Below are 13,389 nucleotides of genomic sequence, written 5' to 3' on the forward strand. Positions count from 1 at the left end.
GCTCAGTTGTCGGCGTGATACAGGCGCATCAAGGCCTGCTGGGCGCTGAGGCCATGGTCAGAAACACGGCTGGAGCGCCCGTCCGGACCCAGCTGCCAGGCATCGAGGCTGTCATGCAGATAGGGCAGCAAGGCCTCATCGATGACCCGTTGACGCAAGCGCTCATCCAGCACCGGCCAGGCCACCTCGATGCGGCGGAACATATTGCGACTCATCCAGTCCGCGCTGGACAGGTAGAGCGCCTCGTCGCTCTCGCCGGGGCCCCAGCGGAAGTAGCAAATGCGGGTGTGTTCGAGAAAACGCCCCACCACCGAACGCACGACGATGTTGTCACTGATGCCGGGCAGGCCCGGCGGCAGCATGCAGGCGCCGCGCACGATCAGATCGATCTTCACGCCGGCTTGCGAGACCCGCAACAAGGCCTGGATCAGCTCCAGATCGGTCAAAGCATTGATCTTCAAAACCACCCGCGCGGGCTGTCCGGCCAGCGCCGCCTGCTCGACCTGAGCCAGGTACTCCATCATGCGGCTGTGCATATTGAAGGGCGCCAGCAGCAAGCGCTTGGGCGGCTTGATCTTGCCCAGCGAAGCCAGCTGGCGAAACACTGCATCAGCATCCGAGGTCAGTTCCGGGTCGGCCGTCAGATAGCCAAGGTCGGTGTAGAAACGGGCCGTGCGCGGGTTGTAGTTGCCGGTGGACAGATGGGCATAACGCCGGAACTTGGCGCCCTCGCGGCGCGTCACCAGCAGCAGTTTGGCATGTGTCTTGTAGCCGACGATGCCGTACACCACCTGCGCGCCCACGGCTTCCAGGCGCTCGGCCCAGTTGATGTTCGCTTCTTCGTCGAAACGCGCCTTCAGTTCCACCACGGCCATCACTTCCTTGCCGCGCCGCGCCGCCTCGATCAGCAAGTCCATCAGCGCCGACTTGGCGCCGGTGCGATAGATCGTCTGCTTGATGGCCAGCACATCGGGGTCCTCGACCGCCTGGCGCAGGAACTCCACCACCGGATCAAAGCTCTCGAAGGGGTGGTGCAGCAGCACATCGCCCTTGCGCAGACGGTCAAACATGGACTTCTGGCGCGGCAGCCGGCCTTGCGGCCAGACCGGCTCATGGTCGGGAAAACGCAGCTCGGGCGCCTCCGTCTGATCAATCAGCTCGTTCAGGCGCACCAGATTAACCGGGCCGTTGACGCGGTACAAGGCCGCCACCGGCAGCGCGAACTGCTCCAGCAGGAACTGTGACAGCTCGGCCGGGCAGGTGTTGACCACCTCCAGGCGCACGGCGCGACCGAAGTGACGCGTGGTCAGGCCAGAGCGCAAGGCATGGCGCAGATTGGCCACCTCCTCCTCATCGACTTCCAGATCGGAATCGCGGGTGACACGGAACTGCGAGAAGGCCTCGACCTTGCGGCCCGAGAACAAATCCTCCAGATGAGCGCGGATCACGCTGGTCAACAGCACAAACACCTGCTGCCCCTCGCTGACCGAGGCCGGCAGTTTGATCACGCGAGGCAAGACACGCGGCACCTTGACGATGGCAATGCGGTTGTCGCGGCCGAAGGCGTCCTTGCCCGAGAGGCGAGCGATGAAGTGCAGGGACTTGTTCGCCACCTGGGGGAAAGGATGGGCCGGATCCAGCCCCACCGGCACCAGCAAAGGCCTCACCTCGCGCTCGAAGAACTTGGCCACCCACTGGCGCTGTGCCTCGTTGCGGTCGGCATGGTTGAGCACGACGATGCGCTCGGCACGCAGGGCCGGCATCACATGGTCGTTGAAGATCGAGTACTGCTCGTCGATCAAGGCGTGGGCGGCGCGCCCGACCCGTTCGACATCGCGGTTATTGACCAGGCTCTCCGGATCGCGCGCGGCATCCAGCATGTCGGCAAAGCGAACCTCGAAGAACTCATCGAGGTTGGAGGACACGATGCAGATGTAGCGCAGCCGCTCCAGCAGCGGCACATCCGGGCGCTGCGCCTGAGCCAGCACGCGCCGGTTGAATTCAAGAATTGCCTGCTCACGATTGAGCAGCACCACGGGCGCTTGAGATACGGTCATCAGACCATTTTATGGACCAAATATGACAGTTCCGACAGCCATTCGGCTCATGCCAGCGTGCGCCCGGCTTCCGGCGCCATGGCCGGCCGCGGCAGCGCCAAAGTGCGCCCGGCCAAAAGACTGCTGTGGGCACTCCAATCGAGGATCTCCAGCTGACCGTCGGCGTGCTCGACCAGGGCGGTCAGGCTCTCCACCCAGTCGCCGTCATTGGCGTAGAGGATGCCGTCGATCTCGCGCAGCTCGGCATGGTGGATATGGCCGCAGACGACCCCATGCACGCCGCGCTTGCGCGCCTCGCGCGCCACCGCCACCTCAAAATCAGAAATGAAACTGACCGCCCGCTTGACCTTGAGCTTCAGGTACTTGGACAAGCTCCAGTACGGAAGACCCATGCGGGCGCGCAGGCTGTTGAGATGGCGGTTGAGTTTGAGCGTCAGCTCGTACAAGGTGTCGCCGACATGGGCCAACCACTTGGCGCACTGGATCACCCCGTCGAACAGATCCCCATGGGTGATCCAGAGCTTGCGGCCGTCGGCGGTCTCATGGACCCACTCCTTGGCGACCTCAATGCCGCCGAAGTTGTGGCCCAGGTATTTACGCGCGAATTCGTCGTGGTTGCCGGGAATGAAAATCACCCGGCAGCCCTTGCGCGCCTTGCGCAGCAGTTTCTGCACCACATCGTTGTGGGCCTGCGGCCAGTACCAGCTGCGGCGCAGCTGCCAACCGTCGATGATGTCGCCGACCAAAAACAGCTGCTCGCATTCCACTTCACGAAGGAATTCCAGCAAGGCCGCGGCCTGGCAACCCGGCGTGCCGAGGTGCAGGTCCGAGATCCAGACCGTGCGATAGCTGCGGCTGGGGAGTTCGCTCACGCTCTCGTCACTTGCTGCGGCGCTGACAGCGCTGGCCAAGGCGGCGCGTGTGATGGCGGGGTCGTGCTGCATGACCGGCAGTCTCGGTCGCAGCCATGTCGCTGCCATGGCAGGGCTGTGACGCTTGTGTGACGCAAGCAACCAGCGAGGCTGGCCTCGATAATCCCCCCATGCATCTGATGATTCCCCATGCCAGCGCCCTGGGCGAGGCCTGCCAGCACAGTCTTGGCGAACTGAACTTGCCCCATTTGAGCGAGCTGCTGGGCCGCCTGAGCCGGGACGGCGCGGCCATCGGCGACGACGAGTACAGCCTCAACACCCCGCAGGAGCTGGCCCTGGCTCAGCTGCGCGGCAGCGCCGCCGCGCCGGGCGAGTTGCCCACCGCCGCCTGGTTGGCCGACAGCCTGGGCCTGGATGCCAGCCAGGCCTGGGCACGGCTGACGCCGCTGCACCTGGCCGTGGGCAGCGACCACATCACCGCCCGCAACCCAGAAGAGCTACAGCTCAGCGAGTTCGACTCACGCGCGCTGTTCGAGGCCTTGGCCGAGCTTTGGCCCAGCGGCGAAGGCTGGGCCGCCCACTGGGTGGACACACAGTGCTGGCTGATCGGCCACGCCAGCCTGCAAGGCCTGGCCTGCGCCAGCCTGGACCGGGTGCTGGCCCGCAATGTCGCGGCCTGGATGCCCGAGGCCCGCCTGCTGCGACGCCTGCAAAACGAGATCCAGATGCTGCTGCACGAGCACGCCCTGAACGAAGCACGCGAACAACGCGGTTTGCTGCCGGTCAATTCGGTCTGGATCAGCGGCTGCGGCCGCCATGAAGGCGGCGCGCCACCGGCAGCGTTGCAAGTGGACGAGCGCCTGCGCGCGCCGCTGCTGGCCGGCGACTGGGCCGCCTGGGCCGAGGCCTGGGTGGCGCTGGACGCCGGCCCGGTGGCGCGCGGGCTGGACCTGGCCCGCGATGGACGCCCGGTCCGCCTGACCCTGTGCGGCGAACGCCTGGCGCAAAGCTATGCCTCGGTCCCCAGCAGCGCACTGCAAAGCCTGTGGCAGCGTTTGCGCCCACCGAGCGCCAACACCGCCGCCGTGCTGGGGGCTCTATGAACGCGCCCCGCCTGCTGAGCCGTGAAGTGCCGCCGCGCACCGCCTGGGCCCTGGAGCAAGCCGGTGTTGAGCCCCTGTTGGCCCGATTGTTTGCCTCGCGCGGTGTCAGCTCCGCCGAGGAGTTGGACGACGGCTTGGCCCGCTTGCTGCCGCCCGAAGACCTGAAAGGCATCCAAGAGGCCGCACGCCTGCTGGCCGACTGCATCGAGCAGCGCGAGCGCATCTGCCTGGTGGCCGACTACGACTGTGACGGCGCCACCGCATGCAGTGTTGCACTGCGCGGTCTGGCCCTGCTGGGCGCGGCGCCCGAGCAGCTTTGCTACGTCGTGCCCGACCGCGCCATCCACGGTTACGGCTTGACCCCGGCCATCGTCGAGTTGGCCCTGCCTCTGCGGCCGCAACTCTTGATGACGGTGGACAACGGCATCGCCAGCATGGCCGGCGTGGCCCATGCCAAGGCCCTGGGCCTGAAGGTGCTGGTGACCGATCACCACCTGCCGGCGCTCGTCGATGGCCAGGTCGAGCTGCCCGCGGCCGACGCCCTGGTCAACCCCAGCCAGCCCGGCTGCGCCTTTGCGAGCAAGAACCTGGCCGGCGTGGGCGTGGCCTTTTACGTGCTGCTGGCCCTGCGCAGCGAGTTGCGGCAGCGCGGCCACTATGAAAGCACCCCACAGCCCAAGCTAGACGGCCTGCTGGACCTGGTAGCCCTGGGCACGGTGGCCGACGTGGTCAAGCTGGACGCCAACAACCGCCGCCTGGTGGCGCAGGGGCTCAAGCGCATGCGCGCCGGCCGGGTGCAGCCGGGCATCGCCGCCCTGTTCACTGCCGCCGGCCGCGACTGCAGCCGTGCCAACGCTTTCGACCTGGGCTTTGCATTGGGCCCTCGCATCAATGCCGCGGGCAGGCTCTCGGACATGACTCTGGGCATTGAATGTCTGCTCAGCGATGACCCGGCGCGCGCCCTGGAACTGGCGCGCCAGCTCGACGCCATCAACCGCGAACGGCGCGAAATCGAGGCCGATATGCGCGAGCAAGCCGAGTTCAAGCTCGACGAACTGATGCAGGACCCGCGCCTCAAGGGTGAGCCCCCGGCCGCCCTGGCTCTGTTCGAGCCCGAATTCCACGAAGGCGTGGTCGGCATCATTGCCTCGCGCCTGAAGGACCGCATCCACCGGCCCACCTTTGTCTTCGCCCGCGGCGCCGACGGCCAACTCAAGGGCTCCGGCCGCTCCATCCCGGGCTTTCACCTGCGCGACGCCCTGGACCTGGTCAGCAAGCGCCACCCCGAGCTGCTCAAGAAGTTCGGCGGCCACGCCATGGCGGCGGGTTGCACCTTGGCCGACGATGGCTTTGAGCGCTTTGACGAGGCTTTGCAAGCCGTGGCGGCCGAATGGCTGGACGCCGCGGCCCTGACCCGCACCTTGCGCACGGACGGCCCGCTCGCCCCGGAGCTGTTCACCGCCGAGACGGTGCGCAGCCTGGACGCCCAGGTCTGGGGTCAGGCCTTCGAAGCGCCGCTGTTCTGTGACCGGGTGGAAGTCGTCTCGCAGCGCATCGTCGGCGAGCGCCACCTCAAGCTGCGCCTTCGCCAGGGCGGTGCCTTGCGCGATGCGATCTGGTTCAGCCATATCGAGCCGGTGCCCGAACGCGGCTTGCTCGCTTACCGCCTGAGCTTGGACGAATACCAGGGTCAGCAGCGGGTGCAGATGATCGTCGAGGCGATGACGGAAGAGGCCGGCGCCTAAAATGGCCCGGTGAATCCAAACGCCACCCGCCCCTTCGCCCTCCACCACCTCAGCAATGCCGATCTGCATTGCCACTCAAGGGTGTCCGACGGCACCTTGCAGCCCGAGGAACTGGCCGCACGCGCCAAGGCCAATGGCGTCGAACTCTGGGCCCTAACGGACCACGACGAGGTGGGCGGCCAGCAGCGCGCCCTGGAGGCCGCCCAGGCCCAGGGCCTGGCTTACCTGACTGGGGTGGAAATCTCGGTCAGCTTCGCAGGCCGCGTGGTGCACATCGTCGGCCTGGGCTTTGACCACCGCAACGAGGCCTTGATCCAGGGCCTGCGCGCCACCCGCGGCGGCCGCGAGCCGCGCGCCCGCGAAATGGCGGCAGGCCTGGCGGCGGTGGGCATCCAGGGCGCCTTCGAAGGTGCGCTTCAGTACGTGGGCAACCCGGAACTGATCTCGCGCACCCATTTCGCCCGCTTCCTGGTCGAGGCCGGCCATTGCAGCGACATCAGCGAGGTGTTCCGCCGCTTCCTCACCGAGGGCAAGCCCGGTTATGTCGAGCACCGCTGGGCGAGCCTGGGTGACGCCGTGCGATGGCTGCGCGAAGCCGGTGGCTTGGCCGTGATCGCCCACCCAGCGCGCTACGCCTTCACGCCGACAGAGGAGTACGCCCTGTTCACCGAGTTCATCGCCCACGGCGGCCGTGGCGTCGAGGTCGTGACTGGCAGTCACAGCGCCGCCGAGGCCGTCAAGTACACCGAAACCGCGCTGGAGTTTGGCTTGCTGGCTTCGCGCGGCTCCGACTTTCACTCACCGGATGAAAGCCGCATCGACCTGGGCCGTCTGGACGCTCTGTCCGGGCGCTTGCAGCCGGTCTGGATGGAACTGGTCGATCGGGTTCATCCGCCTCAGTGAAGCTGCTGCGGCGGCGCGCGTGTCTTTTTCGCACCGCTGCGCGCACGCGCACAAAAGCCAGCGCCACAATGGCCCATGGCTCAGTTCTTCGAAGTCCACCCGGACAACCCCCAGCCGCGCTTCCTGAAGCAGGTGGCGCAGATCCTTCATGGCGGCGGCATCGCGGCCATCCCGACCGACTCCAGCTACGCTCTGGTCTGCCATCTGGACGACAAGGCCGCGGCCGAAGCGCTGCGGCGCATTCGCGGCGTCGATGACAAGCACCACCTGACCCTACTCTGCCGCGACCTCAGCGAGCTGGCCAGTTATGCCCGCGTAGACAACCGGCAGTACCGCCTGCTCAAACTGGCCACGCCCGGCCCCTTCACCTTCATCCTGGAAGCGACCAAGGAAGTGCCGCGGCGCCTGTCTCACCCTTCGCGGCGCACCATAGGCCTGCGTGTGCCCGACCACCGGGTCACCCAGGATTTGCTCGCCGTGTTCGGCCAGCCCCTGCTGGCGACCACCTTGATTGCGCCCGGCGACAGCGAGCCTCTGAACGATGCCCAAGAGATTTCCGCACGCATGGACAAGCAGCTGCAAGTCATTCTGGACGCCGGGGCTTGCGCTCGCGAACCGACGACCATCATCGACCTGAGCCACGAAACACCGGAACTGATTCGCCAGGGCCGCGGAAATGCAGCCAGTCTGGGGCTTTTTTAACTTGACCACCGGAACCGCTTTGCGATGATCCTCAAGTCTTCAAGCAGCTTGCCGAAGATCCACGGGTAGGCTGCGCACACAAGAAAACAGGGTGGCAGCGTCAGCCGTGGATGTTTGTTGTCATTAGGAAGAAAGCGCCCGCCATGAGTCTTCTCTCAAAATTGCGTATCAGCCAGCGCTTGGGCTTGAGCTATGCCGTGCTGATCGTGTTGTTGATCATCATTGGCAGCTACGGGGCGTACAGCGCCAACCGCCTGGCCAAGGACCTCGACCGCACGGCCAATCAAAGCTTGGTCAAGATCGCCGCAGCCAATTCTCTGGAGGGCAACGTCAATGTCATTGCCCGTGCTTCGCGGGATCTGCTCCTGCTCGATGAAGCGCGCCAGATCAAGAAGCAAAAGGCGGCCATCGACGGCGCTGTGCAGGAAAGTGACAAGCAGCTGAGCAGCTTGGTCGCCACACTGGACAGCAGCGCCGAGAATGAGCTGGTCGGCAAGGTCAAGGAAGCCCAGGCCAAGTTCTTCGCCTCGGTCGAGAAGTTCCGCAAGGTGCAGCAGGACGGCAGCCCCGACGAGGCACGCGAGAGCCTGATCACCGACGTGCGCCCGGCCCAGCAGGCCTACCAGGACGGGCTCAAAGGCTTGGTCGATATGCAGTTCGAGAACGCCCACGACCTGGCGGTGGCCGGCGGTGAACTGGCCCGAAACTCGGTGCTGGTCACCGTGGTGCTGGTGATCGCCGCTGTGGTCATCGGCGGGGCTGGCGGCCTGGCCATTTCGCGCTCCATCGTCAACCCGGTCAAGCAGGCGCAAGCCGCGGCCGATGCGATCCGCAATGGCGACCTGACCCACACATTCGGCGCGTCGGGCAGCGATGAGCTGGGCCAGATGCTCGACGTCATGCAAGGCATGCAAGAAGCGTTGTCAGGCGTCGTCAGCAGCGTCAGCGCGGCCGCTGCCGATGTGGCACAGAGCTCCAGCCAGATTGCCAGCGGCAACAATGACCTGTCCGACCGCACGGCACGCTCGGCCTCCAGCCTGCAGACGACAGCCGCCTCGGTGGAGCAGATCGCCGCCAACCTCAGCGGTGCCAGCGAGCTGACCCGCAAGGCCGCCGGCATCGCCAGCAAGGCCCGCAATTCGGCCAGTGCTGGCGGCAAGGCCGTGGCCCAGGTGGTGGCGACAATGGAAGAGATCAGCGCCAGCTCGCGCAAGATCGGCGACATCATCGGCGTCATCGACGGCATCGCTTTCCAAACCAACATCCTGGCACTGAATGCCGCCGTGGAAGCTGCGCGCGCCGGTGAACACGGCCGCGGCTTCGCGGTGGTGGCCTCGGAAGTGCGCGCCCTGGCTTCGCGGGCCGCCTCAGCCGCCAAAGAAATCAAGGTGCTGATCCAGGAATCCACGGTCAAGGTGGAAACCGGAACCGACCTGGTCAACAACGCCGGTGTCACCATCAGCAGCGTGGTCAACGAGGTCAACGACATGGGTCAGCTGATCGAAGAGATCTCGCATTCCGCGCAGGAGCAAGCGACCGGCGTCGGCATTGTCAACAACGCCATGAACGAGTTGGACCGCAGCACCCAGCAGAACGCCAGCCTGGTCAGCGAGCTCAGCCATTCCACCGAGGCGCTGACCAGCAGCTCCTCACGCCTGTTGGAAGCCGTGGGCTTCTTCCGCACCCAAGCCTGAATTTCCAACTTTCAGCCCCTTTTTTTTGCTGACAAACCCCGACAGAGGACAGACATGACCCCTTCCAAACGACCATCAATGCGCGCCCATATGCTGCGCGCCTCGGTAGGCCTTCTCGGTGCCCTGCTGATCGCGACCAGCGCCATGGCTTCGCCCAAGGTCCTGAAGAAGGTCCCGCCGGAGTTCCCGGCGGCTGCCACCAAGAAGAACATCAAGACCGGCTCGGTCAAGGCCAAGATGAACATCGGCCCGGACGGCAAAGTCATTGATGTGCAGATCCTGGAATCGGAACCGCCGCGCATCTTCGACCGAGCTGTGACGGAAGCCCTCATGGAATGGCGCTTCGAAGGCAACGGCGAAAAGCAGTCCCACGAAGTCAAGCTCGTCTTCAGCAGCGAGGACTGAGTTCGCGCACAAGGTCCTGCCTGCGCAGGACCTTGTGGCTAACTCAGGCCCCTGCGCTTGCAAGCGCAGGGGCTGAGTGTGGACAAGCAAAGCCGCCTGCGCGGCTTTGCTCGCCTCGTTCAGGACGGCACGCATGCTTGCGGGCCGGATGCAGACGCACACAAGGTCCTGCCTGCGCAGGACCTTATGGCCAACTCAAGCCCATGCGCCTGCAAGCGCAGGGGCTGAGCGAGGACATGTAAGGCCGCCTGCGCGGCCTTTTGTGCCTCATTCAGGACGGCCCGCATGCTTGCGGGCCGGCTGAATTCGCACACACGGTGCCACTGACACCGCTAGGGCTGCACCGCACCCTTCGTCTGCTCCAACAACGCCACCATCCGCGCCCGGTCCAGGCCCAATATGACCTGACCCCGGACTAGAAACGTGGGCGTGCCCTGCGCCAGCGTCTCGCGGTAACGCTGCGCGCATTGGGCATTGCTCTCGATGAAGCATTCGGCGTAGGGAATGCGCTCCGCTTCAAACCACTGGCGTGCCTGCGTGCAGTAGACACAGCTGCGGCTGGACAGCATCACGATTTCGCCCGGTTTGGCCTTCTCCCGAAGGCTTTGCGCCTGGCCCTCATGCAGGCCCTGGCGGGCCCAAGTACTCAGGCCCCAGACCACGACCACGATCAGTGCCAAAGACCCCAGCTCTCGCCAAGAGATGGCTCCGAAACAAAGAAAAGGGCGGCGTCGATTCATCTCGGCACCGCCCTTGGTATGTCTGGAGATTCGCCGCTCAGACCGCAGCCGTCACGACGATCTCGACCTTCCACTCCGGCCGTGCCAGCTTGGCCTCGACCGTGGCGCGCGGCGGCGTGTGTCCAGGCACGACCCAGGCGTCCCAGGCGATGTTCATGCCGGGAAAATCGGCCAGATCAGCGATATAGATTTGGGCACGCAGGATCTTGCTCTTGTCACTGCCGGCACGGGCCAGCAAGGCGTCGATCATGGCCAGCACCTGGGCAGTTTGACCTGTGATGTCCTGGCTGGCGTCTTCGGGCACCTGGCCGGCCAGATAAACCACACCGTTGTGCACGGCCATCTCGGACATGCGGGCGCCAACATCAAAACGTTCGATCGTCATTTCCTTCCTTGCCTTTCCTGCTTCTTGGGATGCTTGTGCGAATGGCCGTGGGCGTGGGCTGCCTCCGGGCCATGCGGGTGTTTCTTGCTGCTGCCGGCCGGCGGCGCGACGGCCGCCTTCTGGCCCAGACGGCTTTCGGTGCCATTCATCAGCTTTTTGATGTTGGCGCTGTGGCGCCAGACCAGCAGCAGGCCCATCAGCACCAACACGCCGACATTGGGGCCGGTGCCCCAACCGAACATCTCGTAAATGGGCGCAAAGGCGGCCGAAACGATGGCGGCCAGCGAAGAGTATCGAGTGAAGTATGCAATCGCCAGCCAAGTCAGCAGCGTGGCGGCACCCAGCACCGGATTCAGCGCCAGGATCACACCGGCGGCCGTGGCCACGCCTTTACCACCTTCGAAGCGGAAGAACACAGGCCACAGATGACCGAGGAATGCGGCCAGGCCAACCAGAGCCGCCGTGCCCTCGCCGAGACCGAAGCGGGCGCCGAACTGCAGCACCAGCAGCACCGGCACATAGCCTTTCAGCGCGTCAAACACCAGGGTCAGAATCGCCGCGGCCTTGTTGCCCGAGCGCAGCACATTGGTGGCACCGGGGTTGCCCGAGCCATAGCTGCGCGGGTCGGACAAGCCCATGGCACGGCTGACGATCACGGCAAAGGACAGCGAACCGATCAGGTAGCCAACGAACGCGGCCAGAAGAGGGAAAAGAGTATCTTGCATGGGACGCTATTCTGCACTGGCGCACTGCACCGCCCGCGCCTGCAGCAGCTCAGGCAGAACCCGCGGGTCCAGGCCGACCAGATAGCCACGCCGACCACCGTTGATGCAGATGCGCTCCAGCGCCAGGATGCTGGCCTCGACATACACCGGCATGGCCTTGCGCGTGCCGAAGGGCGAGGTGCCGCCGACCAGATAGCCGCTGTGACGTTGCGCCACCTCGGGCTTGCAGGGCTCGACCTTTTTGCAAGGGATCTGACGCGCCAACTCCTTCAGGCTGACCTTCTGGTCGCCATGCATCAACACGATCAAGGGATGGGCGCGCTCGTCCTGCATGACCAGGGTCTTGACCACCTGGTGCTCGGGCACACCGAGCTGACGCGAACTTTCAGCGGTACCGCCGTGTTCGACATAGTCGTACACATGTTCGCTGAACGGGATCTCGTGCTGTTTCAGGAACTGGGTCGCGGGCGTCTCGCTGACGTGGGCATTCTTCTTGGCCATGCAGGTAATTTTCACCCAAGACCGGCCCTCACCAGGACGTCCTTCTCGCAAGCGGCAAGCTAGGGGTTGTTGCCAGGCACAGCCGGCCTAGGATCGCCACCGGAGCGGTCAGGGCGCGGCTGGAGCTGCGAAACCCTCACAACAACCGCCCGGGTCTTCCATGCAGCGCGACCCCAAGCCAAGGTGCGCGCGGCACAGAACCCCTGCTGAAGCGGAGATGGCGTCGGCTGCGCCTTCACTGCCCGGCTTAGAGAAGCTGGCGGGTGCCCCCACAGCCCCCGCCCGCGCTGAACTCCGCGCACCGCCCGTGCCTGGGCCGGCCGCTTGTGGGGTCGAAGGGGCCCGTGCTGAGCACGCAGTCAGCCGGGCAGGCGGGCAGACAAAGCCACACCAAAGAGCGGCAGTCCATGCCGCCTGCATTCAGCGTCATGCACGCATTGAACACCGTACATCAATCCCATGGCTCGACCGCCCCGGTCAAGCCACTCTAGGAGCATCCCATGGAAGCAGAACTGGACCTGAGCCGTGAATTCCCCAGCCCCAGCCTGAATGACGACGTCCTCAAGCTCAAGCCTCGCAAGGCCAGCGCCAAGCTGCCGGCGGGCCTGGCCGAAAAGCTGCTGAGCCAGGCCCCGGCCATGATCGAGGTCGACGGCCGTAGCTACCCGCGTGGCACAGAAGCCGTGGAGATCAAGGCCCTGAGCAAGGCCGCGGCCCTGACGGACAAAGGCGTCGAGGCCGGCACGGAGGCCTACATCCCCGAGCATGTGGATGTCGAGTTCGCAGCACGCCTGGAGCCGGCCAGCCTGCGCCGGCCCAAATTCGTTGAGCGCATCGACTACACCCAGGAGCAGCCCGGAGCCAAGACCATCTTCGGTGCCGACGGCCGGCGCGTGTTCTACAGCACCGCCTATCCCTGGCGCTGTAACGGTCGGGTCGAAAGCGCCTTGGGCTCGGGCAGCGGCGTGATGGTGGGCCCGCGCCACCTGTTGACCGCCTCGCACATGATCGACTGGCGCCCCAACAACACCACCGGCTGGCTCAAGTTCACGCCCATGTACTACAACGGCAGCGCGCCCTTCGGCAGCGCCTTTGGTGTGCGCACCTATTTCAAGGTCAAGGTCACGCCACCCACCGTCGACAGCAACGAAGCCAAGTTCGACTACGTCGTGGTGGTGCTGGACCGCCCCACCGGCAATGCCACCGGCTGGATGGGTACCAAGAGCTACAGCGACAGCTGGGACGGCGGCGCGTACTGGACCCATGTCGGCTATCCCGGCGACCTGACGGGCGGGCAGCGCCCGATCTGGCAAGGCGGCATCGCCCTCGACGGCGATTTCTGGAGCCCCGACTCCCATGAAAGCATGAGCCACCAAGGCGATGTCTGGCCCGGCCAGAGTGGCGGCCCGTTCTGGGGCTATTGGGATGGGCAGCCCTATGCCGTCGCCGTGCAAAGCGCGCACAACCCGAGCAACAACTTCGCCAGCGGCGGCTCGGATCTCGTGGACCTGGTGATCCGCGCCCGCAACGAATTGCCCTGAGCCTCTGAGACTCCGG

The 13,389-nt window shown here is 65.4% G+C and carries 13 protein-coding genes; 7 read left to right on the forward strand and 6 right to left on the reverse strand.

Annotated elements, in window-relative coordinates; genetic code table 11:
- Positions 1-2: 2 nt before the first annotated feature.
- Positions 3-2,057: a polyphosphate kinase 1 gene (ppk1, locus tag LNV28_RS07485; RefSeq protein WP_263518242.1), complete on the reverse strand. Its 2,055-nt coding sequence runs from the start codon at positions 2,055-2,057 to the stop codon at positions 3-5.
- Between the two features lie 47 nt (positions 2,058-2,104).
- Positions 2,105-3,001 (reverse strand): UDP-2,3-diacylglucosamine diphosphatase, encoded by an 897-nt coding sequence (locus LNV28_RS07490; RefSeq protein ID WP_318013832.1) that lies wholly within the window; start codon positions 2,999-3,001, stop codon positions 2,105-2,107.
- A 98-nt stretch (positions 3,002-3,099) separates the two neighbouring features.
- On the opposite strand from LNV28_RS07490, the gene LNV28_RS07495 reads away from it, so the two are divergent.
- The 6 genes from LNV28_RS07495 (at position 3,100) to LNV28_RS07520 (ending at position 9,481) form a co-directional block, all read left to right on the forward strand.
- Entirely contained in the window at positions 3,100-4,032 is a 933-nt protein-coding gene (locus tag LNV28_RS07495) for a hypothetical protein (RefSeq protein ID WP_263518245.1), read from the forward strand.
- Positions 4,029-5,777 carry a single-stranded-DNA-specific exonuclease RecJ gene (gene recJ, locus LNV28_RS07500; RefSeq protein WP_263518247.1) on the forward strand — a complete coding sequence of 583 codons (1,749 nt, stop codon included), beginning with the start codon at positions 4,029-4,031 and terminating at the stop codon, positions 5,775-5,777. Before LNV28_RS07495 ends, recJ begins: the two co-directional genes overlap by 4 nt.
- Positions 5,778-5,786: 9 nt before the next feature.
- On the forward strand, positions 5,787-6,680 hold the full coding sequence (locus tag LNV28_RS07505; protein ID WP_263518249.1) for a 3',5'-nucleoside bisphosphate phosphatase: 894 nt from the start codon (positions 5,787-5,789) through the stop codon (positions 6,678-6,680).
- A gap of 75 nt (positions 6,681-6,755) precedes the next feature.
- Complete coding sequence (locus tag LNV28_RS07510) at positions 6,756-7,382, forward strand: L-threonylcarbamoyladenylate synthase (RefSeq protein ID WP_263518250.1); 627 nt, start codon at positions 6,756-6,758, stop codon at positions 7,380-7,382.
- Positions 7,383-7,525: 143 nt separating this feature from the next.
- Entirely contained in the window at positions 7,526-9,076 is a 1,551-nt protein-coding gene (locus tag LNV28_RS07515) for a methyl-accepting chemotaxis protein (RefSeq protein WP_263518251.1), read from the forward strand.
- Between the two features lie 54 nt (positions 9,077-9,130).
- Positions 9,131-9,481: an energy transducer TonB gene (locus LNV28_RS07520; protein WP_263518253.1), complete on the forward strand. Its 351-nt coding sequence runs from the start codon at positions 9,131-9,133 to the stop codon at positions 9,479-9,481.
- Between the two features lie 332 nt (positions 9,482-9,813).
- On the opposite strand, the gene LNV28_RS07525 is transcribed toward LNV28_RS07520, so the two are convergent.
- The 4 genes from LNV28_RS07525 to ybaK form a co-directional block, all read right to left on the reverse strand.
- Positions 9,814-10,161 (reverse strand): glutaredoxin family protein, encoded by a 348-nt coding sequence (locus tag LNV28_RS07525; protein WP_263518255.1) that lies wholly within the window; start codon positions 10,159-10,161, stop codon positions 9,814-9,816.
- A 97-nt stretch (positions 10,162-10,258) separates the two neighbouring features.
- Positions 10,259-10,606, reverse strand: coding sequence for a RidA family protein (locus LNV28_RS07530; RefSeq protein WP_263518257.1), 348 nt, complete (start codon positions 10,604-10,606; stop codon positions 10,259-10,261).
- Complete coding sequence (plsY, locus tag LNV28_RS07535; protein WP_263518258.1) at positions 10,603-11,331, reverse strand: glycerol-3-phosphate 1-O-acyltransferase PlsY; 729 nt, start codon at positions 11,329-11,331, stop codon at positions 10,603-10,605. Before plsY ends, LNV28_RS07530 begins: the two co-directional genes overlap by 4 nt.
- A gap of 6 nt (positions 11,332-11,337) precedes the next feature.
- On the reverse strand, positions 11,338-11,832 hold the full coding sequence (ybaK, locus tag LNV28_RS07540; RefSeq protein WP_263518259.1) for a Cys-tRNA(Pro) deacylase: 495 nt from the start codon (positions 11,830-11,832) through the stop codon (positions 11,338-11,340).
- A gap of 500 nt (positions 11,833-12,332) precedes the next feature.
- Between ybaK and LNV28_RS07545 the strand changes: the two genes are divergently transcribed.
- Entirely contained in the window at positions 12,333-13,373 is a 1,041-nt protein-coding gene (locus LNV28_RS07545) for a trypsin-like serine peptidase (protein ID WP_263518261.1), read from the forward strand.
- Positions 13,374-13,389: the final 16 nt, after the last annotated feature.

This window comes from Paucibacter sp. DJ2R-2 (assembly GCF_025717675.1).
Lineage (GTDB): Bacteria > Pseudomonadota > Gammaproteobacteria > Burkholderiales > Burkholderiaceae_C > Paucibacter_A.

Bases quoted from the DNA above. Each gene is read 5' to 3' on its own strand.
- ppk1 (WP_263518242.1), bottom strand. From the start codon at position 2,057: ATGACCGTATCTCAAGCGCCCGTGGTGCTGCTCAATCGTGAGCAGGCA.
- LNV28_RS07490 (WP_318013832.1), bottom strand. From the start codon at position 3,001: ATGCAGCACGACCCCGCCATCACACGCGCCGCCTTGGCCAGCGCTGTC.
- LNV28_RS07495 (WP_263518245.1), top strand. From the start codon at position 3,100: ATGCATCTGATGATTCCCCATGCCAGCGCCCTGGGCGAGGCCTGCCAG.
- recJ (WP_263518247.1), top strand. From the start codon at position 4,029: ATGAACGCGCCCCGCCTGCTGAGCCGTGAAGTGCCGCCGCGCACCGCC.
- LNV28_RS07510 (WP_263518250.1), top strand. From the start codon at position 6,756: ATGGCTCAGTTCTTCGAAGTCCACCCGGACAACCCCCAGCCGCGCTTC.
- LNV28_RS07515 (WP_263518251.1), top strand. From the start codon at position 7,526: ATGAGTCTTCTCTCAAAATTGCGTATCAGCCAGCGCTTGGGCTTGAGC.
- LNV28_RS07520 (WP_263518253.1), top strand. From the start codon at position 9,131: ATGACCCCTTCCAAACGACCATCAATGCGCGCCCATATGCTGCGCGCC.
- LNV28_RS07530 (WP_263518257.1), bottom strand. From the start codon at position 10,606: ATGACGATCGAACGTTTTGATGTTGGCGCCCGCATGTCCGAGATGGCC.
- plsY (WP_263518258.1), bottom strand. From the start codon at position 11,331: ATGCAAGATACTCTTTTCCCTCTTCTGGCCGCGTTCGTTGGCTACCTG.
- ybaK (WP_263518259.1), bottom strand. From the start codon at position 11,832: ATGGCCAAGAAGAATGCCCACGTCAGCGAGACGCCCGCGACCCAGTTC.
- LNV28_RS07545 (WP_263518261.1), top strand. From the start codon at position 12,333: ATGGAAGCAGAACTGGACCTGAGCCGTGAATTCCCCAGCCCCAGCCTG.